Source organism: Vibrio sp. 1078-1 (genome assembly GCF_033340475.1).
In genome coordinates this window covers 1-754 of the sequence record NZ_JAWOWM010000273.1, presented here as the reverse complement: position 1 = coordinate 754, position 754 = coordinate 1, and the positions used below count along the sequence as shown (strand labels likewise).

1 protein-coding gene is annotated in these 754 nt (G+C 45.5%); it reads left to right on the top strand.

The window, feature by feature from the left end; all coding sequences use genetic code 11:
• On the top strand, nucleotides 1-462 hold a 462-nt coding region (gene rfaE2, locus R7190_RS27065; RefSeq protein WP_318137826.1), incomplete at its 5' end, for a D-glycero-beta-D-manno-heptose 1-phosphate adenylyltransferase.
• Nucleotides 463-754 lie beyond the last annotated feature (292 nt).

Genomic DNA, 754 nt, shown 5'->3' with positions numbered 1-754 from the left:
TCAGAAAAAGCACTGATCGAAGCGGCGAAAAAAGCACGTGCTCGTGGCGAGAAAGTCGTCATGACCAATGGCCGTTTTGATATTCTTCACGCTGGTCATGTGTCTTACCTTAACCATGCTGCTGAGCTAGGTGATCGCCTAATTGTCGCAGTAAATACCGATGAGTCTGTAAAGCGTTTAAAAGGCCCTGGTCGTCCAGTACACCCAACCGATCGCCGTATGGCAGTATTGGCAGGTTTAGGTGCGGTTGACTGGGTTGTACCGTTTAGTGAAGATACGCCACAGCGTCTGATCTCTGAAGTGCTGCCAAGCATGTTAGTGAAAGGCGGTGACTACAAACCAGAAGAGATTGCTGGTGGTAAAGAAGTGATTGCAGCAGGTGGTGAAGTTCGTGTTTTGAACTTTGAAGATGGTTGCTCAACCAGCGAAATCATCAATGCAATTAAAGGCGGCAAAGGCTAAGCCTTACAGCTTTGAACAACACTATCTGAAAGGTCGCTGCAAAGCGGCCTTTTTGTTTTTTTATGCTTGCTGTTCTACGTTCTGGTATAGCAATGCATTTGCGAGATAATCGCTAGGCGTACAATGTTAGGTACTTTGCATCGAATGATAGACAACAAAAAACGCCAGTTGAAGAATCAACTGGCGTTTTAATTTCGTTGTATAACTGAACGTTATTTCGCTGGTTTCAAACCTGCATCCACATCCAAGATGTCTTGTTCGCTTAGTGTACCAACCGCTTGGCGAAGCTGAA